This window comes from Streptomyces corallincola, assembly GCF_019104725.1.
Classification (GTDB): Bacteria; Actinomycetota; Actinomycetes; order Streptomycetales; family Streptomycetaceae; genus Streptomyces; species Streptomyces corallincola.
Window position 1 is genome coordinate 322,395 of the sequence record NZ_JAHRXF010000001.1, and the last position, 22,649, is coordinate 345,043.

19 protein-coding genes are annotated in these 22,649 nt (G+C 73.2%); 6 read left to right on the top strand and 13 right to left on the bottom strand.

Features of this window, described 5'->3' with window-relative positions; translation table 11 throughout:
• The first annotated feature begins 58 nt into the window (after positions 1-58).
• Positions 59-1,483 (top strand): M1 family metallopeptidase, encoded by a 1,425-nt coding sequence (locus KUM39_RS01460; RefSeq protein ID WP_217783448.1) that lies wholly within the window; start codon positions 59-61, stop codon positions 1,481-1,483.
• A gap of 37 nt (positions 1,484-1,520) precedes the next feature.
• Here KUM39_RS01460 and KUM39_RS01465 read toward each other — a convergent pair whose 3' ends face one another.
• Complete coding sequence (locus tag KUM39_RS01465) at positions 1,521-1,772, bottom strand: WhiB family transcriptional regulator (RefSeq protein WP_217783449.1); 252 nt, start codon at positions 1,770-1,772, stop codon at positions 1,521-1,523.
• Positions 1,773-1,964: 192 nt separating this feature from the next.
• On the bottom strand, positions 1,965-3,185 hold the full coding sequence (locus KUM39_RS01470; RefSeq protein WP_217783450.1) for a saccharopine dehydrogenase family protein: 1,221 nt from the start codon (positions 3,183-3,185) through the stop codon (positions 1,965-1,967).
• A gap of 164 nt (positions 3,186-3,349) precedes the next feature.
• Between KUM39_RS01470 and KUM39_RS01475 the strand changes: the two genes are divergently transcribed.
• Complete coding sequence (locus KUM39_RS01475) at positions 3,350-4,075, top strand: TetR/AcrR family transcriptional regulator (RefSeq protein WP_217783451.1); 726 nt, start codon at positions 3,350-3,352, stop codon at positions 4,073-4,075.
• 28 nt (positions 4,076-4,103) lie between these two features.
• Here the strand turns inward: KUM39_RS01475 and KUM39_RS01480 are convergent, their stop codons facing one another.
• Complete coding sequence (locus KUM39_RS01480) at positions 4,104-4,997, bottom strand: LysR family transcriptional regulator ArgP (protein WP_217783452.1); 894 nt, start codon at positions 4,995-4,997, stop codon at positions 4,104-4,106.
• 67 nt (positions 4,998-5,064) lie between these two features.
• Here KUM39_RS01480 and KUM39_RS01485 point away from each other — a divergent pair, with 67 nt between their 5' ends.
• Positions 5,065-5,682, top strand: a complete 618-nt coding sequence (locus KUM39_RS01485) for a LysE/ArgO family amino acid transporter (RefSeq protein ID WP_217783453.1) — start codon at positions 5,065-5,067, stop codon at positions 5,680-5,682.
• A 142-nt stretch (positions 5,683-5,824) separates the two neighbouring features.
• Entirely contained in the window at positions 5,825-7,177 is a 1,353-nt protein-coding gene (locus KUM39_RS01490) for an MFS transporter (protein ID WP_217783454.1), read from the top strand.
• Between the two features lie 39 nt (positions 7,178-7,216).
• Here the strand turns inward: KUM39_RS01490 and KUM39_RS01495 are convergent, their stop codons facing one another.
• Positions 7,217-7,672: a cyclic nucleotide-binding domain-containing protein gene (locus tag KUM39_RS01495; RefSeq protein ID WP_217783455.1), complete on the bottom strand. Its 456-nt coding sequence runs from the start codon at positions 7,670-7,672 to the stop codon at positions 7,217-7,219.
• Positions 7,673-8,050: 378 nt separating this feature from the next.
• Positions 8,051-8,266, bottom strand: a complete 216-nt coding sequence (locus KUM39_RS01500; protein ID WP_217783456.1) for a hypothetical protein — start codon at positions 8,264-8,266, stop codon at positions 8,051-8,053.
• Positions 8,267-8,386: 120 nt separating this feature from the next.
• On the opposite strand from KUM39_RS01500, the gene KUM39_RS01505 reads away from it, so the two are divergent.
• Both KUM39_RS01505 and KUM39_RS01510 read left to right on the top strand, forming a co-directional pair.
• The gene (locus KUM39_RS01505; protein WP_246619371.1) at positions 8,387-8,827 is read left to right on the top strand and encodes an ATP-binding protein; all 441 of its coding nucleotides are present in this window, start codon (positions 8,387-8,389) and stop codon (positions 8,825-8,827) included.
• A 286-nt stretch (positions 8,828-9,113) separates the two neighbouring features.
• Positions 9,114-9,959 (top strand): RNA polymerase sigma factor SigF, encoded by an 846-nt coding sequence (locus KUM39_RS01510; protein ID WP_217783457.1) that lies wholly within the window; start codon positions 9,114-9,116, stop codon positions 9,957-9,959.
• A 78-nt stretch (positions 9,960-10,037) separates the two neighbouring features.
• Here the strand turns inward: KUM39_RS01510 and KUM39_RS01515 are convergent, their stop codons facing one another.
• The 8 genes from KUM39_RS01515 to KUM39_RS01550 form a co-directional block, all read right to left on the bottom strand.
• A complete protein-coding gene (locus KUM39_RS01515) occupies positions 10,038-12,290 on the bottom strand; it encodes an FUSC family protein (RefSeq protein ID WP_308288015.1) in 2,253 nt (750 codons plus the stop codon).
• A 115-nt stretch (positions 12,291-12,405) separates the two neighbouring features.
• The gene (locus tag KUM39_RS01520; RefSeq protein ID WP_217783459.1) at positions 12,406-13,785 is read right to left on the bottom strand and encodes an NAD(P)/FAD-dependent oxidoreductase; all 1,380 of its coding nucleotides are present in this window, start codon (positions 13,783-13,785) and stop codon (positions 12,406-12,408) included.
• Between the two features lie 221 nt (positions 13,786-14,006).
• A complete protein-coding gene (locus tag KUM39_RS01525; RefSeq protein ID WP_217783460.1) occupies positions 14,007-14,438 on the bottom strand; it encodes an ATP-binding protein in 432 nt (143 codons plus the stop codon).
• Positions 14,439-14,546: 108 nt separating this feature from the next.
• Positions 14,547-16,550: an AMP-dependent synthetase/ligase gene (locus KUM39_RS01530; RefSeq protein ID WP_217783461.1), complete on the bottom strand. Its 2,004-nt coding sequence runs from the start codon at positions 16,548-16,550 to the stop codon at positions 14,547-14,549.
• Positions 16,551-16,807: 257 nt separating this feature from the next.
• On the bottom strand, positions 16,808-17,896 hold the full coding sequence (locus tag KUM39_RS01535) for a glutamate--cysteine ligase 2 (protein WP_217783462.1): 1,089 nt from the start codon (positions 17,894-17,896) through the stop codon (positions 16,808-16,810).
• A gap of 100 nt (positions 17,897-17,996) precedes the next feature.
• Positions 17,997-20,450 (bottom strand): 1,4-alpha-glucan branching enzyme, encoded by a 2,454-nt coding sequence (gene glgB / locus KUM39_RS01540; protein WP_246619433.1) that lies wholly within the window; start codon positions 20,448-20,450, stop codon positions 17,997-17,999.
• 22 nt (positions 20,451-20,472) lie between these two features.
• The gene (locus tag KUM39_RS01545) at positions 20,473-21,837 is read right to left on the bottom strand and encodes a maltokinase N-terminal cap-like domain-containing protein (RefSeq protein ID WP_217783463.1); all 1,365 of its coding nucleotides are present in this window, start codon (positions 21,835-21,837) and stop codon (positions 20,473-20,475) included.
• A 31-nt stretch (positions 21,838-21,868) separates the two neighbouring features.
• Positions 21,869-22,649: alpha-glucosidase C-terminal domain-containing protein (locus tag KUM39_RS01550; RefSeq protein ID WP_217783464.1), on the bottom strand; the 781-nt coding region annotated here is incomplete at its 5' end.

Below are 22,649 nucleotides of genomic sequence, written 5' to 3' on the forward strand. Positions count from 1 at the left end.
GTGGACCAAACGATCATCCGAACGTCCCACGATCATCCGCCAGCTCCCAGGAGGGCCCGTGACGGCACCGCAGGACAAGGCCGCAGGACGACGCAGCGCAGTGCTCCGCCGGGAGGCGGTGCTCGCCGCCGTCCCCGTCGCCGTGGCGGCACTCCTCGGCGCCACCGGCCCCGCGACGGCCGGTACCGCGGGCGCGTCCGGCGTGGGCGACCCCTATTTCCCGCTCAGCGGGAACGGCGGCTTCCACGTCGAGCACTACGACCTGACCCTCGGCTACGACACGTCCTCCCGGCATCTCGACGGAACGGCTGTGCTCACCGCCCGTGCCACCCAGGCACTGAGCCGCTTCGACCTCGACCTCAAGGGTCTGAAGGTCACCGGCGTCACCGTGGACAGGGCCGCCGCCACGTTCCGGCGCAGCGGGCAGGAACTCGTCGTCACCCCGCGCCACGCGCTGCGCGACCGGCAGCAGTTCACGATCACCGTGCGCTACAACGGCACGCCCGCCCCGGTCACCGACCCGGACGGCTCCGCCGACGGCTGGGTCCCCACCGACGACGGCGCGTTCGTCGCGGGCGAACCGCAGGGCTCCATGACCTGGTTCCCGTCCAACGGCCACCCGCTGGACAAGTCCACCTACGACTTCACGCTCACCGTGCCCAAGGGCCGTACCGCCGTCGCCAACGGCGTGCTGCGCTCGGAGCACACCGCGAACGGCCGCACCACCTTCCGCTGGCACCAGGCCGAGCCGATGGCCGCCTACCTCGCCACCGCCACCGTCGGGAACTTCCAGGTCGAGAAGTACACGACCCCCGACGGCATCCAGGTCTACAACGCCGTCGATCCGCGCGAGGCGAAGGAAGCCGCGCCGGTGCTGAAGAAGCTGCCCTCCGTCCTCGCCTGGGAGAGCAAACTGTTCGGGCCCTACCCGTTCCGCGCCGCCGGCTCGATCGTGGACCACGCCGACGTGGGCTACGCGCTGGAGACCCAGACCCGCCCGATCTACGACTCCGCGCCCGACCTGAGCACCCTCGTCCACGAGAGCGCCCACCAGTGGTTCGGCGACTCGGTCGCGCTGACCTCGTGGAAGGACATCTGGCTCAACGAGGGCTTCGCCACCTACGCCGAGTGGCTCTACAGCGAGCAACACGGCGGGGACAGCGCGCAGAAGAGCTTCGACGCGCTCTACGCCAGGCCCGCGAGCAGCCACCTGTGGGCGTTCCCGCCCGGCAACCCCGGCAGCGGCGCCAACATCTTCGACACCCCGGTCTACTCGCGGGGCGCGATGACCCTGCACGAACTCCGCAGGGCCGTCGGCGACAAGGCGTTCTTCCGTATTCTGCGCGACTGGGCGACCGTCCACCGGGGCGGGCACGGTACGACCGCCCAGTTCATCGCGCTGTCCGAGCGGGTCTCCGGCAAGAACCTCGGCCCGCTCTTCCACACCTGGCTCCACACCAAGGGCAAGCCCGCCAAGGCGTGACGCCCGCGGGGGAGTTGACCCGGCCGGGGGCGGGCCGTCAGCCCGATCCCCGGCGGGAGGCCGCGCGGCGGCGCAGCGCGCGCCGCTCGTTCTCGGTCGTGCCGCCCCAGACGCCGATGCTCTGGCCCGTGTCCAACGCCCAGTCCAGGCACTGTTCCCGGACCGGGCACCCCGCGCACACCCCCTTCGCCTGCCGGGCCTGCACATGCGCGGGGCCGGTGGTGCCGACCGGGAAGAACAGGTCGGGGTCCTCGTGACGGCACGCGGCATCGTCGCGCCAGTTCTCCATCGGGATCTCCTGAGCTCGTGAGTCGTCCGTTCCCTTCCGAACGTCGTGCTCCGCTTCGGGTGACCGCCCTCGGGGGCGGTAAAACGGAGGAATCGCAAGGGGTTTGGGCGCAGGAGGCGCACGAGGCGTGGCGGGCGTACGCCGTCCGCACCGCCCCGCGCCGCCGAGCGCGGGCGATCCGGCGCGGCGGTGTCACTGTTCGCGCAGCCCCCACGGGGAGCCGTACGCGGTGAGCAGGTCGAGGAAGGGACCGGCCGGGAATGCCTCCGGGCCGAGCACCCCGGCGCCCGACCAGGCACCTCCGGCGAGGAGTTCGAGGGCGACGACCGGGTTGACCGCCGTCTGCCACACCACGGCCTGGCAGCCGTACTCCTTCATCGACCACTCGTTGTCCACCACGTGGTACAGATACACCTCGCGCGGCGCGCCGTCCCTGGTGCCGCGCACCCAGGTGCCCGCGCAGGTCTTGCCGCGCATCCGGTCCCCCAGGGTCGCCGGGTCCGGCAGCGAGGCGGCGACCACGTCGCGCGGGGACACCTCGGCGGGCGCGCCCCCGGCCGGTACGGTCACCGGGTCCGTGGCGTCGAGACCGAGCCGGTGCAGCGTCTTCAGGGTCTCGATGAACTCGTTGCCCAGCCCGTACTTGAAGGTGACCCGCTCCGCCTCCACCCAGCGGGGCATCAGCAGCACCTCCTCGTGCTCCACGTTGACGCACTCCACCGGCCCGATGCCCTCGGGGAAGTCGAACACCTCGGGCTCGCTGAACGGTTCCGTGGTGAACCAGCCGCGCCCCTTCTCGTACACGACGGGCGGGTTCAGGCACTCCTCGATGGTGGTCCAGATGTTGAAGGACGGCGCGAAGTCGTAGCCGTCCACGGTGAGGTTGGCGCCGTCGCGGACCCCGATCTCCTCGATGGAGTCGAAGAGTTCGTCGGACGCATACCGGGCGAACACGTCCGACAGACCGGGCTCCACCCCCATGCCGACCAGGGCGAGCCTCCCCGCGTCGGCCCACTCCCCGGCCACCGCGAACTGCTCGTCGCCCAGCTTGGTCCCGCACACCTCGTAGGGGCGGTCGGGATGCGGCCGGGACAGCGACATCGCCATATCGACATAGGTGGCGCCCGCCGCGCCCGCCGCCCGGAACAGGGGCATCACGAAGCGCGGATCGGTGGCGTTCAGCAGTACGTCGCACCCGTGCGCCGCGAGCAGGGCGGCCACCGCGCCCTCGTCGTTCGCGTCCACACGCTCGGCGCGGAACCGCGTCCCCGCCTCCCCGAGCGCGGCGACCGCCGCCTCGGCGCGGGCGGGGTCGTAGTCGGCCACCACCATGAGGTCGAAGAACGGACGACGGGCGGCGATCCGGGTGATGGCGGTACCCACACCACCGGCTCCCACGAGCAGTACACGCATGACGAAACTCCTGCCTGACAGGGACGGGACACGAGAACGGGGCAGGCGCGCCCTGCCCGGCATACAACGCCGGGGCGTACCGTAAGGTCAATGGTGTTGGCATAAGGGCACGGCCGCACCCCGGCCCGCACCCCCGAGGCACCCCACCGACCGGAGACTCCGCCGTGGCCAAACCCGTCGTCCCCGAGGACCGCCGCAGGCGCCGCCGCCCCACCCGGAGCGGCACTGTGCTCTCCGAGGCGCTGATCGTGGACACCGCGCTCCGGCTGCTGCGCGAGCACGGCAGCAGCGGCCTGACCGCGCGCCGCCTCGGTCTCGCCCTCGACTGCGACCCGAGCACGCTGTACCGGTACTTCCGGGGCATGGACGACCTGACCCTCGCCATCGGTGACGCCCTCGTCGGGCAGGCCCTCGACGGCTGGCGGGCGAGCGGCGACTGGCGGGCCGACCTGCGCACGATCGGGCTGCGCATGCACGCCGTGTACGTCGCCCATCCGCAGGCGGCGACCCTCACCGCGTACCGGGTCACCGGCCGCGCCCACGAACTGGCCGCCGACGAGGCCGTACTGCACGTGCTGCGGACGGCCGGGTTCGATCTGGCGGACACGGTCCGGATCTACCACGCCTTCATCGACCAGACCCTGGCCTTCGCCGCCCTGGACGCCGCCTCCCTGGCCCTGCCCAGCGCCTCCCAGCGCGCCGACGAGGACAAATGGCAGTCCACCTACGCCCGCCTGCCCCGCACCACCCACCCCCGCATCGCGGAGGCCGCCCACCTGCTGGCCCGCCGCATGGTGACCAGCGCCTATCCGACGGCCCTGGAGATGCTGCTGGACAGCGCGGCGGGACGGCTGGGTGAGGCGGGGACGGGTCCGGCGGGGGAGAGCTGACGCGGCTCCGCCGGTTCCGTACGCCGTCTCAGCGCACCGGCCGCAGCTCCCGCGCCGCCGTCTCCGTCACCGCGTGCGACAGGGCGGCCAGCGCGGGGGAGTCCAGTTTCCAGCGCTGCCAGTACAGCGTGGCGTCCGCCCACAGGTCCGGGGCGAGGAGGACGAGGCGTCCCGTGCCGAGCAGGGGCAGCGCCTGGGCCTCCGGGAGCATGCCCCAGCCGAGCCCGGCGGCCACCGACTCCGCGAACCCCTCCGAGGTCGGCACATGGTGCCGCAGCGCGCTCGCGGACGCTCCCGCGATCCGCCGGACGAACGCGTCCTGGAAGTCGTCCTTCCGGTCGAACACCACCACCGGCGCGCCGGGCAGCCGGTCCGCCAGCGGCCCGTCCGACAGATACCGGTCCACGAAGCCGGGCGCGGCGGCGGGGAGATAGCGCATCCGCCCCAGCGCCCGCGCCGAACACCCCGGCACCGGCTCCGCCGACGACGTCACCGCCGCCATCACCAGCCCCTCCCGCAACAGGGCCGCCGTGTGCGCCTCGTCCTCCCGGCGCAGCTCGAAGCAGAGCCCGTCCAGCGGGGCCAGCGCGGGGAGGAACCACGTCGCCAGGGAGTCCGCGTTCACCGCGACCGACACCCGTGTCGGCTCGCCGGACCCGCTGAGCCCCAGCTCACCCCGCGTGTCCCGCTCCAGCCGGGCCAGTTGCCGGGCGAACCGCACCAGCACCTCGCCGGAGTCGGTGGGCCGCACCGGCTTGGTCCGCCGGAGCAGCACCCGCCCGGTCCGCTCCTCCAGCGCCTTCACCCGCTGGCTCACGGCGGACGGCGTGACATGCAGCACGCCCGCCGCCGCCTCGAAGGTGCCCTCGTCCACCACCGTCAGCAGGGTCCGCACGAGATCAAGGGGAAGCTCTGTCATCACGAGCGCTAAGGATACGTAAGAATCTTTAGCTGTACGCGGCACGTCCCGCCGACCTAGCGTCGGGCGCATGAACCACGCCCTGACCGCTGCCGCCGCCGGATTCGGCACCGGCCTCTCCCTGATCGTCGCCATCGGCGCCCAGAACGCCTTCGTCCTGCGCCAGGGGGTGCGCCGGGACGCCGTACTCGCCGTGGTCGGGATCTGCGCCCTGTCCGACGCCGCGCTCATCGCGCTCGGCGTCGGCGGGGTCGGCGCGCTGGTGACCGCGTGGCCCGGCGCCGTCCGCGCGGTCGGCCTGGTGGGCGGTGTCTTCCTGCTCTGCTACGGCGTCCTCGCCGCCCGGCGCGTCCTGCGCCCCGGCACCGGCGGCCTCAGCGCCTCCGGCGACCCGGCGGGGACCCGGCGCCGGGCGGTGCTGACCTGCCTGGCGATGACCTGGCTGAACCCGCACGTCTACCTGGACACGGTGTTCCTGCTCGGCTCGCTCGCCGCCGACCGGGGGCCGCTGCGCTGGACGTTCGGACTCGGTGCCGCCGTGGCCAGCCTCTGCTGGTTCGCCGCCCTCGGGTTCGGCGCCCGGCTGCTCGGCCGCGTCCTCGCCGGACCCCGCGCCTGGCGGGTGCTGGACGCCCTGGTCGCCGTCACCATGCTGGTGCTCGGCGCCTCGCTGGTGGCCGGGGTCTGAGCCGCCACCCGCCCGGGCCGGAACCCCGCGACCGGGCCGGACCGGGGGTCGCACCGGTGGCCGGAGCGGTGCCCCGACCGGTGGCCGGACCGATGGGGGCGGCGACGTCGGTTCCTGTCATAGTGATGCTCGCAATCGAAAGATGTATCGAGCACGCAGGAAGCACGTGGACACCAGCGACAGTAGTAGTACCGAGAGCACCGGAAGCTCCGGGGGCACCGGGACGCGGGACGCCGCGCCCGCGAGCCCGGCGCCGCCTCCGCGCGGCTGGCGCCGCTGGGCGATGGACACCCAGCCCCTGCGCATCCCGGCCTACCGCCGGTTGTGGACCTCCACCATCGTCACCTCCGTCGGCAGCCAGCTCACCGCGGTCGCCGTGCCCAAGCAGGTCTACGACGTCACCGGGTCCTCGGCCTGGGTCGGCTACGCCAGCATCGCCGGACTGGTCCCGATGGTCGTGTTCGCGCTGTGGGGCGGTGCCGTCGCGGACACCGTGGACCGGCGCAAACTGCTGCTGATCACCAACATCGGCATCGCCGTGACCTCGGTGCTGTTCTGGGCGCAGGCCGTCACCGGGATGCGCTCGGTGGTGGTGCTGATGGTGCTGCTCGCCCTCCAGCAGGCGTTCTTCGGCCTGAACTCCCCGGCCCGCAACGCCTCCATCGCCCGGCTGGTCCCGGCGGGGCAGCTCCCGGCGGCCAACGCGCTCAGCTCGACCGTGATGCAGACCGGCCTCATCGCCGGACCGCTCCTCGCGGGCGCCCTGATCCCGGTCCTCGGTCTGTCCACGATGTACCTGATCGACGCCGTCGCGCTGTGTGTGACCGTGTGGGCCGTGTTCCGGCTGCCCGCGCTGCCGCCGCTGGGCGACGGGCCCGCCCGCCGGGCCGGGATGCGCGAGATCGTGGACGGCTTCCGCTACATCTCCGGGCACAAGGTGCTGCTGCTGTCTTTCCTCGCGGACATCGTCGCGATGGTGTTCGGCATGCCCCGCGCGCTCTTCCCGGAGCTGGCCGCGCAGACCTTCCACCACTGGAACAGCGGCCTGGCGCTCGGCCTGCTGTTCGCGGGCATCCCCATCGGCGCGGTGCTCGGCGGACTCTTCTCCGGAGTCTTCTCCCGGGCACGACGGCACGGCTGGATGGTCATCGGCTCGGTCGTCGGCTGGGGTGTCGCCATCGCCGGGTTCGGACTCACCGGGAACCTGTGGGTGGCCGTCGCGCTGCTGGCCGTCGCGGGCGTCGCCGACATGGTCTCGATGGTGTTCCGGGGCGCGATCCTGCTGTCCGCCGCGACCGACGAGATGCGCGGCCGGATGCAGGGCGTCTTCACCGTCGTCGTCGCGGGCGGCCCCCGCCTGGCCGACGTCCTGCACGGCACCGCCGGTTCCGCGCTCGGCACCCGCGCGGCCGTCACGGGCGGCGGCGCCCTGGTCGTCGTCATCATGCTGGCGCTCGCCTTCGCCATGCCCGCCCTGCGCCGCTACCGCGTCTGACGCCCGCGCCCCGAGAACCGCTCCCGCGCCGCCGCGCCCCTACGACGAGGTGTGGCGGCGCACCGCGTACTGGTCCAGCAGCTTGCCGCGCGTGGTCTCCAGCCGGTGCGCCAGGATCTCGGCGACCGTGCGCACCACCGACAGCCCGAGCAGCGGATCCTCCACGCACAGCGCCAGCACCGAGGGCCCGTCGAACTCGTAGGCCCGTACGTTGCTGAAGGCCACCGCGCCGAAGTCCCAGGCGTACGGCGGGAAGAGCCAGGACCAGCCGAGCAGGTCCCCGGAGCCCAGCGAGGCGACGGTGACACGCCTGCGGGAGGTGACCTCCTGGTCCAGGTGCACGGCGCCGGAGCGGAGTACCCAGAACCGGTCCGCGGTGCCCCCGGCCTCGAAGATGCGGGTGTCCTCCGGGAAGGAGACCTCCTGGGCCAGCTCCATCAGCCGCTCCCGCTGGGGCTGCGGCAGGGCGGTCAGCAGTTTTATCGCTTTGGTCATGGCGCGGGACTCCTCACCGCCGAGGGCCGGGCTGTCTCCTTGAAGCCATTTCAGCGGCTGCGACGCCGCAGGGCACCTCGAACGGCCCCGGCACGGTGCGCCGGGCGGGCCGGAACGGCGGAAAAAAGCCCTGGCTGGACGGGGGAGACCAGCCAGGGCAGCCCTGGAGCGGCGGGGAATCCGTGTTCCGGACCACGCCACGTATGGGTGAACGATAAACCAGTTCGCGCGGTTCCCGCCCCGGAAACCAGGGCGAGTGACCTCTTTCACCTCGGCCGCTCCGAGGCCCCCGTCACCGCTCCGGGGCCCCCGGTCAGCGGTCCGGGGCCCCGGTCACCGGTGGTCCGGGGCCGCACCGGACTCCCGTCACCGGCCCGCTCACGGCGGGGCCGACCCCGGATCGACCACCTCGTGCAGCACCAGCAGCGCCGCTCCGTACGCCTCCGCCCGGATCGACGCCTCCCGCGCGCCGTCCGGATCGGTCGCCGTCAGGTTCAGCGCCCGCTCCCGCCACCGGCGCTCCTCCTCCGCCGCGCGGTCCCGGCCCCGCCTGAGCCGCCGCAACACCTCGTCCGCGTCCACGACTTCGGTCATGGGATGCGGCTACCCGGCGACGGCGCCGTGATGACCGTGCCACGCAACGTGTTTGAGGCGGCCCGCGGAGGTGAGCCGGAAAGGAAGGAGAGGACGGACACACCCCAGGGAGGGACGGCCATGCGCGAGACGACCGGGACCGGACCGGCGGGCGGACCCAAGGCACCGGACGCCGGGCCCGGCGGCGGACCCTGTGCCGTGTGCCGCCCCGCCGACGCCCGCTCGGCCGTACGGCGCGCGGTGGCCGAGCGGTGCAGGGGCTGTGCCGCCCCCGACGCCCTGGAGGACGCCCTGCTGGTCACCTCGGAGCTGACCACCAACGCCATCCTGCACGGCGGCGGCATCACCGGATTCGCCGTCGCCGTGGACAGCGCGGGCGTCCGGGTCTCGGTGAGCGACCGCAGCGACGACGGCCCGCCCACCGGGACCCCGGCCGGGCCCGACACCTCCCGGCTCGGCGGCCGGGGCTGGCCCATCGTGTGCAGCCTGGCGCGGGACGTCAGCGTGGCCGGTCTGCCGAGCGGCGGCAAGCGCATCACGGCCCTGGTGCCGCTGCGGTGAGCCTGCCGTCGCGCCGGGCCCGCCCCGGTCGGACCCCCCCGCACCGAGCCGTGAAAATCAGTGGTTCCGGATGTGTTTGGAGCCCGGCTGCCGGGGCACGCGGACGGATGTGCTTCGGACCGGAGGCGCACGTCCAGCGTGACAGCGGCCCTGTCCGGGGCCTGCCTTCGGCAGTTCTCGGTGAGTCCTTCCCGCGCTGCGGCGTTCCCTGAAAGCACCTTTTCCGGGCCCGGACCTCCGACAGAACACCGGTCCGCTCCCGGAACCAAGCTCAGGAGCGACCCGTATGCCGACCGAAACGTTCACGGGCAGTCCCGGCGCCACCCACGCCTCCCCGCACCACCGTTCCGGCCACCGCGTCCACGACGACGCACCCGACACCGCCGCCGTGTTCGCGCGGCTCCACACACTCGACGAGGGCCCGGAGCGGGACGCCCTGAGGGACGAACTGGTCGCCGCCTGGCTGCCGATGGCCCACCGCATCGCCGGACGCTTCCGGGACCGGGGCGAGGCCGTGGAGGACCTGCGGCAGGTCGCCGCACTCGGTCTGGTGAAGGCCGTGGACCGCTTCGACCCCGAGCGCGGCGCGTTCGAGAGCTACGCGGTGCCCACCATCACCGGCGAGGTGAAACGGCACTTCCGGGACCGGATGTGGGCACTGCGCGTACCCCGCCGGGTGCAGGAACTCCGCAACCGGGTGCGCGTCGCCCGGCGCGAACTCGTCCAGCATCCCGGCAGCCCCGAGCCCTCGGTGGCCGCCATCGCCGAGCTGACCGGGCTCACCGAGGACGAGGTGACGGCCGGGATGGAGGCGCTGGAGAGCTTCAGCACCCTGTCGCTGGACGCCGAACTGTCCACCGGCGACGACGGATACAGCCTCGCGGACACCCTCGGCGGCTCCGACGGCTCGTACGACACCGTCGTGGACCGGGAGGCCGCCAAGGAGGGGCTGCGCCGGCTCCCCGAGCGCGAACGCACCATCCTCTACATGCGGTTCTTCGAGGACAAGACGCAGAGCAGCATCGCGGACGAACTCGGCATCTCCCAGATGCACGTCTCCCGGCTGATCAGCCGCAGTTGCGCCCGTGTCCGCGACGAGGCCCTCGGCGGCCACCACCCGCCCGCCGCCTAGCACCGCGACCGGCGAACCATTCCGGTCACCACCAGGAGCACCACCCGGCGGCCCGCGCGACTGTGCGCGGGCCGCCCCTCACGTCGTCCTGGCCGGTACCGTCGTCAGCCCCAGCGGCCGGGCCAGGCCCGACACCGCCTCGTCCAGCCGCTGGAGGTGCCGCAGGACCCGGTCGGTGACCCGGCCGTAGCGCGGGGCGTGCAGCGTGCCCGGCTCCAGCATCGACGCGATGCTCGGCCCGCTCTCCACCGCGGCCACTGCCGCCGGGTCCGTGACATGCGCGCCGATCGCCTCGATGTTCTGCACGATCCGCCTGCCCGCCGTACGCAGCCGGGGGTCCGCCGCGATCGACGGGTGCGACGGCAGCAGCTCGGCCGTCGCCGCCAGCGCCCGCGCGTGGTACGCGCACGTCTCCAGCAGCGCCAGCACATAGCGGGCGGTGTTGCGCCGGGTCCGCATCGGGGTGATCGGATGCGTCAGCGGCTGGATCGCCGCCCTCAGATCGGCAAGCGCCTGGTCCAGCTCCCGCGCCTGGTCCACCAGATCCGCCGGGGGAGCACCGCTGAGCTGGTCCGCCGCCGCCCGCGTCACCTCCGCCAGCCTCTCCAGCACCGCCCCCAGCAACTCGTCGGTACGCCGGTCGGTGCGCACCGGCAGCACGAACGCCGCCGCGATCACCCCGCACACCGCGCCCAGCGCCGTCTCCGCGATCCGCAGCCCCAGCAGCGCCAGCGTGTACGTGTTGAGCAGCGTGTAGAGCAGCCCCAGCATCGCCGTCACGAAGAACGACATCAGGGTGTACGACAACGGCGCGGTGTAGAACATGGCGAAGATGAACACCAGGACCAGGCCGAACGCCAGCCAGGTGTGATGCCCCACCAGCCCCGCCAGCCCGATCCCCGCGACCACCCCGAGCACCGTACCGAGCAGCCGCCGGTAGCCCTTGACGACGATCTCGCCCGTGGACGCGGTGTTCAGGAACACGATCCAGCAGGTCAGCACCGCCCAGTACCAGCGCTGGCTGGACAGCAGCTCGCCGCCGAAGATCGCCAGCGACGACCCCACCGCCACCTGGAGCGCCGCCCGCGTCGTCGGCCGCTGGAGCCCGGTCCGCGCGGGTTCCGCCGGGGTCTCCTCCTCGCTGCTCTCGATCGCCGCGTCCTCGGCGTCCAGCTCCTCCCGTGACCTGGCCGTCGCCGGGGTGTCGTCGGCGTCGTCCTGCGGCCCGTCCAGCGCCGTACGCAGCCCGAGCACCGCGCGGGCCGTCTCACCGAGCCCCCGGAACACGTCCTGCACGGCAGGGGACGCGGCGGGCAGGTTCTCCTCCTCGCGGTAACCGAGCAGCCGGTTGCGGAGCTGCGCCGACGCCGCGCCCGTCGCCACGCCCGCCGGACGCAGCACCAGCAGCCGCAGCGCCGCCAGATCCCGGCGCAGCGCCGCCGTCGCCTCCTCCCGCACCGGAAGCGCGCCCCCGGATGGCAGCGGGGCGCCGGGCAGGTGCAGGGTCAGGGTCGCGGTCCGCTCGGCGCTGCGCGCCGTGAGCAGCAGCAGCCCCAGCCGCTCGGCGGCGATCTCCGCGTCCGCGACCCGCCGCTGGAGCAGATGGGCCGCCGCCTCGTCCCCGGTGCCGTCCTCCAGGCGCCCCTGGATCATCAGCGCCGTCTCGTGCAGCCGGGCCGTACCGGTACGCAGCTCACCGAGGACCTTGTCGATCTCCTCCGGCCCCGCGTCCAGCAGCTCCGTCTGGGTCGCCACCAACTGCCCGAGACGCGCCCTGAACGCTCGCCGCAGCCGGTCCAGCGTGCCCGCCGGGGTCTGTGGCAGCAGCGCGAACCGCACCACCGCGCTCGCCACGAACGCCACCACCAGCACCCCGTACAGCGCGGGAAGCTGCGCGGTCGTCGCGTGCACGAACAGCGACAGGAAGTAGATCTGGAAGCCGATCAGGCCCAGCGCCGTACCCCGGTCGCCGTACCGGCGGACGTACACCGCGGCGAAGATCAGGGCGACGAAGAACACGTCGCCCACCACGAGCAGTTGATGCAGCAGCGTGCCCAGCGACACCGACACCACGGCCATCGGCAGCCCGAGCGCCAGGGTGACCGCCTGCGCGGCCCGGCTGTTCTCCCGGACGGCGAACGTGGCAACCATCGCCGCCATCGCGCCCGCCACCAGATACAGCACCGGCACCCGCGCCACCGCCAGCACCAGCAGGGTGAGCGCGAGCGCGGCGACCGTGCGCAGCCCCGCCGTCAGTCTCAGCAGCCCCGGATCGGACGCGGCCACCCGGTCCCACAGCCGTACCCGCGCCGACCCGCCCGTTGCTCTCACGCCGCCGTGCTCTCCCGTGTACGAAATGGATCTCCGTACCAGCATGGCACGACGCGCCGCGCCGCCCCCCTCCGACCTGCGCGCGGGGGAGAGGGGCGGCGCGGCGGGCGAGCGGTCAGGGACGGTCCACGGCGGCGGCGCTCGCCACCTGTTCCCGGACCTGCTCCTGCGTCAGATACGAGTCCGTGTACTCGAAGTCCTTCAGCCGGGCGGGCTTGCGGGCCTGGAACCCGGTGCGCACGAAGTCGTCGCCCGCGACCGCGTTCAGCAGCCAGTTGGTCATCACCCGCGTCCTGGCCACGTTGGTGCGCAGCGCCGACCAGTGGTACCCGCGGGCCACCGCCTGCGCGGGCAGGCCCCGCAGCTCGATGCCGAGCGGCTTGGACACCGCGTCGGTGCCGCCGAGGTCCACGACCAGCCCGAGATCCTTGTGGACGTACGGCTCCCTCGGCAGTCCCCGCAGCGTGGCGATCACGTTGTCCGCGACCACCCGGCCCTGCCGCATCGCGTGCTGGGCGGTGGGCGGGCAGACCGCGCCGTCCTGGTGCTTGGCCATGTCCGGCACGGCGGCGGCGTCGCCGAGCGCGAACACCCCGTCGCTGCCCGGCAGGTTCATCTCGGCGTCCACCGCGAGCCGCCCCTTGACCGTCTCCGCGCCGAGCGTCGAGATCAGCGGACTGGCGACCACTCCGGCCGTCCAGATCAGGGTGTGCGTCGGCACCACCCGGCCGTCGGTGAAGGTGACCTCCTCGGCACTCGCCTTCTCGATGGACACCCCCAGCGACACATCGATCCCGCGCTGCTTCAGCACCTCCTGCGCGCTGTTGCCGAGCTTGGCGCCCAGCTCCGGCATCAGCCGGGGCGCGATGTCGATGAGATGCCACTTGATCAGCTTCGGGTCCAGCCGCGGATAGCGCTTCACCGCCGCGTGCGTGAGCCGCTGCAGACAGGCCGCGGTCTCGGTCCCGGCGTACCCGCCGCCCACCACCACGAACTGCAGCCGCGCCGCCCGCTCCGCCGGGTCGTCACTGGCGTCCGCCAGGTCGAGCTGGGTGATCACGTGGTCACGGACGTACGCGGCCTCCGCGAGCGTCTTCATGCCGAAGGCGTGCTCGGTGAGACCGGGGATGTCGAAGGTGCGGGTCACACTGCCCGGCGCCAGCACGATGTAGTCGTAGGCCTCGTTCACGATCTTGTCGGTGATGGTGCGCACCACGCACACCTTGGCCGCGAGGTCCACGCCGATCGCGCCGCCGGGGATGATCCGGGTGCGGTACCTGCTGCTGCGGCGCAGCGAGACGGCGATCGACTGCGGCGTCAGCACCCCCGAGGCGACCTGGGGGAGCAGCGGCAGATAGAGCTGGTAGGCGAACGGCGTCACCAGCGTGACGTCCGCCTCGCCGGGGGAGAGCTTCCGTTCCAGGCGCCGGACGCACTCGACCCCGGCGAAGCCTGCGCCAACCACCAGAATCCTGGGTCGTGTCACGGTGTCCATCCCTTTCTACGGCTCCGGGCGGTCCGGCTCGATGCCGCTCCACGGCCCGGCCCACGGACGATCCGCCACCTTCGATCCCACCGTGGGCCGGGCCGTTCCGCCACTCGGGCGCGGCCGGCCGACGAACATGTGCGCACCGCCTGCCCCCGCACCGCCCGGAGTAACCCGATCCCGCGGCCCTCATGCCTCCCGCACCCCACCGGCACCGCGCGGACCACCGCTCACCAGGGCAGGAACACATGCACGTCCTTGCCGCCGTCGTCCACGACCACGCTGACCTGATCGCACAGCGTGTGCACCAGATGCCAGCCGATCCCGCCGCCGCCCGCGTTCGGGGAGAACGGGCGCGGTTCCGGCCGCACCGTGCTGGTGTCCCGCAGGGTCACGTGCACCCCGTCGAAGGTGCGCCGCATCCGCAGGTCGAACGGGCCCGGCGCGTACTGCACGGCGTTCGCCGCCAGTTCCGTCACCACCAGCAGGATGTCGTCCCAGTGCTCCGGCGCGTCCGGTGGTCCGTTCCGCGCGAGCGCGCGGAGGAACTCCTCGGCCGCCAGCCGGGCCCCCGTGACATTGCGCAGGTCGCCCGGGAAGGCGAACGCGCGCTCCCGCGTGCCCTCGGGGGGTTTCTCGTTCCCACGCCGCTCTGTCGCCATCTCGCATTCCCCGGCCCCCCGCGCACCGCCGGCCAGGAGGGCCGCGGCCGACCGGGGTGGTCGCCGTCGCTGATCACTGCACTGCGCGGGTTCCCGAACCCCGCGGGGTTATCCGTGGGATCGGTCACCGCCCGGGCGGCCGTACGGACGGTCACCCCCGAACTCGTCCCGGCGGCTCCCGCGCACCACCGGATGACGCCGGTCGCCGCCCCCCTCTTGCCGGAACACGTCCTCCCCGGCGTCGTCCCAGTCGGCCGCCTCACCGGGTGTCCGGGCCCGCCGGGGCCGCGCCGCGTACATCGCGTCGATCTCCTCCGCGTAGGCACGCGCGATGGCGTCCCGACGCGGCTTCATGGACGGCGTCAGCATCCCGTTGTCCGGGGCGAACGGCTCCTGCAGCACACGGTAGACCCTGATCGACTCCGCGCGGGACACCGCGCTGTTCGCGGAGGCGATCGCCCGCGCGATCTCCTCCCGCAGCGAGTTCTCCTCCCGCGCCTCACGGGCGAGGGAATCGCCCTGCGGCATCAGCGCCGCCCGCCAGTGCGCCAGGAAGTCCGGGTCCAGCGTGAGCAGCGCCCCCACACAGGGCCTGCCGTCGCCCACCACCACCGCCTGGTGCACCAGCGGATGCATCCGCAGCCGGTTCTCCAGCGGGGCGGGCGCCACACTGGTCCCGCCGTTCGTCACGATCACGTCCTTCTTCCGGCCGGTGATCGTGAGATACCCCTCCTCGTCCAGCCGTCCGATGTCCCCCGTGGCCAGCCAGCCCCCGCGCAGCACCGCCCGTGTCCGCGCCTCGTCCCCGACGTACCCCTGGAACAGCGACGGGCCGCGCAGCAGGATCTCCCCGTCGTCCGCGACCCGTAGCTCGGTGCCCGGCAGCGGCATGCCCACCGTGCCGGACTTCTCCCGGCCCAGCGGCTGCATGGTGATCCCGCCCGAGGTCTCGGTCAGGCCGTAGCCGTCGTGCACGTACACCCCGATTCCCTCGAAGAAAAGGGAGAGTTCGCGGTCCAGCGACGACCCGCCCGAGGTGCCGCGCACCGCCCGGCCGCCCAGCGCGGCCCGCAGACCCCGGTACACCGTCCGCTCGTACAGGGCGTGCTGGAGCCGCAGTTCCAGCCCGGGCCCCTGACCCCGCCCGAGCCGCCGTCGCTCCTCCGCCTCCGCGAACTCCCGCGCGGTACGCGCCGCCCGCGCGAACAGCGCACCCCGGCCGCTCTCCTGGGCGCGGCGCAGATACGTCTTGTACAGCTTCTCGAACACTGACGGCACGCCGTACAGATAGGTCGGCCGGAAGGTGCGCAGCGCCGACGCGATGGCGCCCTCGGTGACCTCCGGCTCGTGCGCCATCAGGATGCCGCCGCGCAGGCACAGCACCTGGATCATGATCCCGTACACGTGCGAGAACGGCAGGAACGCCAGGACCGACGGCCGCTCCCCGGGCGGCGCGGTGGTGTGCCCCCAGCCCGCCAGCAGTACGTCACAGGGGTGCGCCAGACCCTGGTGGCTCAGCGCGCAGCCCACCGGGCGCCCGCCGGTGCCCGAGGTGTAGGCGACGGCCGCCGTGGAGTCCGGCAGCACGATCCGGCGCAGCGACTCCACCGTGGTCAGCGGCACGTCCACGCCCCGCTCGCCGAGCGCCGTGACGGCGTCCGCGTCGAGCTGCCACACGTGCCGCAGCAGCGGCAGCCCCGCGCACACCGTGCCCACGGTCATCGCGCCCTGCTCGTCCTCCACCACCACGGCCACACAGGACGCGTCCCGCAGTATCCACTCGACCTGGTCCCGCGAGGACGCCGGATGGATCGGCACCACCTCGGCGCCCACCGTCCACAGCGCCTGCGCGAACAGCGTCCACTCGTACCGGGTACGGGCCATCAGCGCCACCCGGTGACCGGGGGAGATCCCGGCGGCGACCAGCCCCTTGGCCAGGGCCACCACCTCCCGGCGGAACCCGGCGGCCGTCACCGCCTCCCAGCCGTCGGCGGAGCGGCGGGCCAGGACGGGCAGCCCCGGTGTGCGGTCGGCGTGCTCGAAGACGCTGTCGGCGAGCCCGCCGGTCAGCGGAGGGGGAACGGCCGCCGGAGCGGGGGCGAGGTCACGCATGCGCGGCTCCCGGAGGTACGGAGGGTGACGCCGCCGGTCGGACCGGTGCAGGCGGTGCTCGAATCTAGCCCAGCGGGACGCCCCCGGTGCACCGAACCGGCAAGTCGCAACAAGGTCGTTGACGTACACCCGCCGCACCCGTGCCCCACGGCTCCGGCGGCCTCCGGCCACCTCCGGGAACAGGGTCCGCCACGGAGACGTGCGCGCCCTCCGAACGCTGCCCCGCCCCCCGATCTCCCGTCGCCGCGGCCCCCGCCTCAGCCGCGCGTCACCCGCACGCACTCCGTGACCACGGCGCGCAGGCTCTCCGTGCGCTCCAGCAGCGCGCGCTGCTCACGGGCGCCGTTCCCGGCGTCCAGCAGCCGTGCCACGCCCTTCTCGGCGGCCCGCAGATCACCGGAGCCGGTGAGCGCGTCCCGGACGTGGTCCAGCAGCGCCCCCACGACCTCCCCGGCCGGACGGGGCCGCATCGACACCGGGTCGAGCAGATCGCCGTCCACCCCGGAGTGCGCCGCCCGCCAGGCCGCCATGCGCAGCAGCCCCACCGGGTGCGCGGGCGCCGGACGCCCCGCCCGCCACTCGCGCGCCGCGGTCTCCACCAACGCCCGCGCCAGCGTGGCCAGCAGGACGGCGGTCTCCGCGCGCAGGCACACGTCCGCCACCCGGATCTCCACCGTCGGATACCGCGCGGAGAGCCGGGCGTCGAAGTAGACCATGCCCTCGTCGAGGATCACCCCGGTGGCGACCATGTCCGCCACCCGCCGGTGATACGCCTCCGGAGACCCGAACGGCCCGGCCGGACCCGCCGACGGCCAGCGCTCCCACACCCGGCTGCGATAGCTGGCGTACCCGCTGTCCTGGCCCTGCCAGAAGGGGGAGTTGGCGCTCAGGGCGCTCAGCACCGCGAGCCACGGCGCGATCCGGTCCAGGACGGCGACGCCCTCCGCGTCGGACTCCACCGCCACATGCACATGGCAGCCGCACACCAACTGCTCGCGGGTGGCGATGCCGTACTGGTCCGCCATCCACTGGTACCGCTCGTTCATGCTCACCGACGGGCTGACCGGCAGCGGGGAGGAGGCGAGCGCGGCCACCGCGCACCCGATGCCCTCGGCGTGCCGGGCGGCCGCCTCCCGGCAGCGGCCGATCTCCGCGCCCAGCTCCGCCATGTCCGCCCGCGGATGCGTGGCGAACTCCAGCATCTGCCCGAAGAGTTCCTTCTCGAACACGTCCTGTCCGGGGTCGGCCCGGTCGGCGCGGGCGAGCACCGCCGCCGACATCGCGCTCGGTTCCCCGCTGTCCGGGTCCACCAGGAGGAGTTCCTCCTCCACACCCACAGTGCGCACGGCCACCGCCCCCTTCCGTCACCGCCCTGGACAGCCCCGAGGGGCAGTCGTGGTCCGTACGACCCGACTGCCCCTCGGGGACCCGCCGACACCCCTCCGCTCAGCGCGCGGGCGTCAGCCAGACCGTCGCCAGCGGCGGCAGGGTCAGCGACAGGGAGCCGTCCCGCGCGACGAGCGGACCGTCGCCGCCCGCCCGGACGCCGCCCCCGCCGAAGCGGGCGTCGTCGGTGTTGAGAGCCTCCCGCCAGGCCGGAACCTCCTCCGGCACCCGCATCCGGTAGTCGTGCCGCACCACCGGCGAGAAATTGGACACCGCGAGCAGCGGCGAACCGTCCGCCGCGAACCGCAGGAACGCGAACACGTTGTCCTCGGCCGCGTCGCACAGCACCCACCGGAAACCGGCCGGGTCGGTGTCGCGCTGCCACAGCGCGGGCGTCTCGCGGTACACCGCGTTCAGATCCCCCACGAGATCCCGCACACCCCGGTGGTCACCGGCCGCGACATGGCCGGGGTCCATCAGCCACCACTCCGGGCCGTGCTCCTCGGACCACTCGCCGCCCTGCGCGAATTCCTGTCCCATGAAGAGGAGTTGCTTGCCGGGGTGGGCCCACATGAACCCGAGGTACGCCCGGTGCCCGGCCCGGCGCTGCCACCAGTCGCCCGGCATCTTCGACACCAGCGCCCGCTTGCCGTGCACCACCTCGTCGTGGGAGATGGGCAGCACGTAGTTCTCGCTGTACGCGTACACCATCGAGAACGTCATCTCGTGGTGGTGGTACTTGCGGTGCACCGGCTCGTGCTGGACGTACTCCAGCGAGTCGTGCATCCAGCCCATGTTCCACTTCAGCCCGAACCCGAGCCCGCCCGAGTCCGTCGGCCGGGTCACGCCGTCCCAGGCGGTGGACTCCTCGGCGATGGTGACCACGCCGGGGCAGCGCCGGTAGACGGTCGCGTTCATCTCCTGGAGGAACGCCACCGCGTCCAGGTCCTCGCGCCCGCCGAACACGTTCGGCGTCCACTGCCCGGAGTCCCGCGAGTAGTCCAGGTAGAGCATCGAGGCGACCGCGTCCACGCGGAGCCCGTCGATGTGGAACTCATCGCACCAGTACACCGCGTTGGCGACCAGGAAGTTCCGCACCTCGGTACGGCCCAGGTCGAACTCGTAGGTGCCCCAGTCCGGATGCTCGGCCCGCCGGTCGTCGCCGGGTTCGTACAGCGGGTCCCCGTCGAACCGGGCCAGCGCCCAGTCGTCCTTCGGGAAGTGCGCCGGAACCCAGTCCATGATCACGCCGATCCCGGCCCGGTGCAGCGCGTCCACCAGGTACTTGAAGTCGTCCGGCGAACCGAGCCGCGAGGTCGGGGCGTAGAACCCGGTGACCTGATAGCCCCACGAACCGCCGAACGGATGCTCGGTGACCGGCATCAGCTCGACATGCGTGAAGCCCATCTCCTTGACGTACGCCGGGAGTTCGTCGGCAAGCTGACGATACGTCAGTCCCTTGCGCCAGGACGGGAGGTGGACCTCGTAGACGGAGAACGGCGCCTCGTGCACGGGGGTGTCGCCCCGGTGCGCCATCCACTCCGCGTCCGACCACTCGTGGTGCGCCACGGCGACCACGGAGGCGGTGGCGGGCGGCACTTCGGTCCGGCGGGCCATCGGGTCCGCCTTCAGGAACCGGCCGCCGTGCCGCGAGGTGATCTCGAACTTGTACGCGGCGCCCTCACCGATCCCCGGCAGGAACACCTCCCACACCCCGGCCGCGCCCAGCGAGCGCATCGGGTACTGGGTGCCGTCCCAGAACGTGAAGTCCCCGGCGACCCGCACCCCTTGGGCGTTCGGCGCCCACACGGTGAACCGGGTACCGGCCACGCCCTGGTGCGTCATCGGCTGCGCGCCGAGCGCCCGCCACAGCTCCTCGTGCCGCCCCTCGCGGATCAGATGCAGGTCCAGTTCGCCCAGCGCGGGCGCGAACCGGTACGGGTCGTGCACCTCGTGCTCGGTGTCCGCGTAGGCCACCCGCAGCGTGTACGCGGGGATCTCCGGGAACGGCAGCACGGCGGAGAACAGCCCGCCGCCCTCCGACGCCAGCGGGTGCGCGGCGCCGTCCACCAGCACGGCGACCGCACGGGCGCCCGGCCTGAGCGCCCGGAACAGCGTGCCGCCGGGCGCGGGGTGCGCGCCCAGCAGCGCGTGCGGGTCGTGATGCGCACCGCCCAGCAGCCGGTCCCGGTCCCCCGGGTCCAGCGGGACCGGAGCGGGGGAGGCGGGCACGGGGGAGTCCGGCGCCGGGGGCACCGGCGCTGCGGAGACCGGCGCCTCCCCGGTGCCCCTGACCGCCGCCGGAGCCTTCGCGCGCTTGCCGGTCCTCGCGGTCGCCGGAGTCTTCGAAGTCCTGGGCGACTTAGGGGACTTCGTGTTCTTCGGTGCGGCCTTCACCTGCTCCGGCGCCTCAACGGTCTCCGTCCCCGGAACCACCGCCTCCGCCGTCTTCACGCTCTTCCGGCTCCGCCGGGTGGCCTTCGGTGCCTCGGGTCCCGCGCTCTCGGGGCGCATGCTGTCGCGCAGTGCCACGACGTCAGCCCCCCCACACGGCGAGCCGCTCGATGGCGGCCATAGGGACCGGCAACCAGTCCGGCCGGTGTCTCGCCTCGTACAGCACCTCGTACACCGCCCTGTCCGTTTCGTGCGCGCGCAGCAGCGCGTGCTTCTTGCGTGGGTCCCATCCGGCCCGCGCCGCGTACCCGGCGCAGAACGCCTCCCGGCAGCGCCGCGCCCACTCCGGCCGCCACGGTCGGCGCTGCCGGGCCGCGTAGTCGAAGGAGCGCAGCATCCCGGCCACGTCCCGTACCGGCGACTGCGGCGCCGTCCGCTCGGAGAGCGGCCGGGACGGCTCGCCCTCGAAGTCGATCACGAACCACTCGCGCCCCGCCCGCAGCACCTGCCCGAGGTGCAGGTCGCCGTGGATGCGCTGGGCGGGCGGCCCGCTGTCGCACCCGGCCAGCGCGCCGAACGCGGCCCGCAGTCCGGGCCCGAACGGCCGCAGCTGGGGCACCGACCGGGTGGCCGCCTCCAGCTGGGCGCACATGTCGTCCACCGTACGGCCCAGTTGGTCCGGTCCGGCGGGCTCGAACGCCTCGGCCAGCGCGAGATGCACCTCCGCCATCGTGCGGCCCAGCTCACGGGCCTCGGCGGTGAAGTCGTCGCCCCGTGCCAGCGCGTCAAGCGCCAGGGTCCAGCCGTCGCTGGCGTCCGGCAGGAACGGCTGGAGCACCCCCAGCGTCGCCCGGAGCGGTGCGCTGGTGCTGAACCACGCCACCGGCGCCGGTACCCGTGCGCACCCCTGCGCGGCCAGCGCGCCCGGCACCTCCAGGTCCGGGTTGACGCCCGGCTGGATACGGCGGAACAGCTTCAGGATGTAGGCGTCGCCGTACACGATCGAGGAGTTGGACTGCTCCGCGTCCAGCAGCCGGGGCGGCAGCGCGCCCGGCAGCCGGGCGGTGTCGGTGGCCTCGAAGCGCAGCGGCCCCGCCGTGCCCGGCTGGCGCAGCCGCTCCAGGAGCAGATGCGCCGAGCGCGGGTCGTGCAGCGCGTCGTACACCGCGAGACCGGCGAACGGCCCCTCCTCGACCCGCCCGACGAACGCCCGTTCCAGCCGGGGTGCCAGATCCCGGCGCATGCCCAGCAGCAACTGGTAGCAGTCGCCGGGCGGTTGGGTACCGCCCGGCGTCGGTACCGGCGCGTGCGAGGCGTGCACCAGCAGATGCAGACACCCGGGGAACAGCTCGGTCATCGACAGCACCGACAGGTCGGTGACCGGCCGGTCCTTGCCCGCGAACCAGCGCTGCGCGGGCAGCCACTCACGCAGCAGCTCGGTCAGTGAGGCCGCGGACCGGGCGGTGCCGGATGTGACCGGCGGTCGGGGCGTGATCGTCTTCGGCATGGTGACGCGTCCTTTCCTCGGTGCCGGGCGGTCAGCGGCGGCGGCCGATGCGGGAGGCGACTCGGGTGAGCCGGAACCAGTAGAAGCCGTGTCCCGCGAGGGTGAGCAGGTACGGCAGTTCACCGATGGCCGGGAAACGCACATCGCCGATCAGCTCGACCGGGTGGCGCCCCTCGTAGGCGCGCAGGTCGAGTTCGGTTGGCTGGGCGAACCGGGAGAAGTTGTGCACGCACAGCACGAGGTCGTCGCCGTACTCCCGCAGGAAGGCCAGGACCGCCGGGTTGGACGAGTTCAGTTCCGTGAACGTGCCCAGTCCGAAGGCGGGGTTCTGCTTGCGGATCTCGATCATGCGCCGGGTCCAGTGCAGCAGCGACGACGGCGAGGTCATGGACGCCTCGACGTTCGTCACCTGATAACCGTGGACCGGGTCCATGATCGTGGGCAGGAACAGGCGGCCGGGGTCGCAGGAGGAGAAGCCCGCGTTGCGGTCGGGGGTCCACTGCATGGGGGTGCGCACCGCGTCGCGGTCGCCGAGCCAGATGTTGTCGCCCATGCCGATCTCGTCGCCGTAGTAGAGGATCGGCGAGCCGGGCAGGGAGAGCAGGAGCGCGGTGAACAGCTCGATCTGGTTGCGGTCGTTGTCGAGGAGGGGGGCGAGGCGGCGGCGGATGCCGATGTTGGCGCGCATCCGGGGGTCCTTGGCGTACTCGGCCCACATGTAGTCACGTTCTTCGTCGGTGACCATTTCGAGGGTGAGTTCGTCGTGGTTGCGCAGGAAGATGCCCCACTGGCAACTGGACGGGATCGCGGGT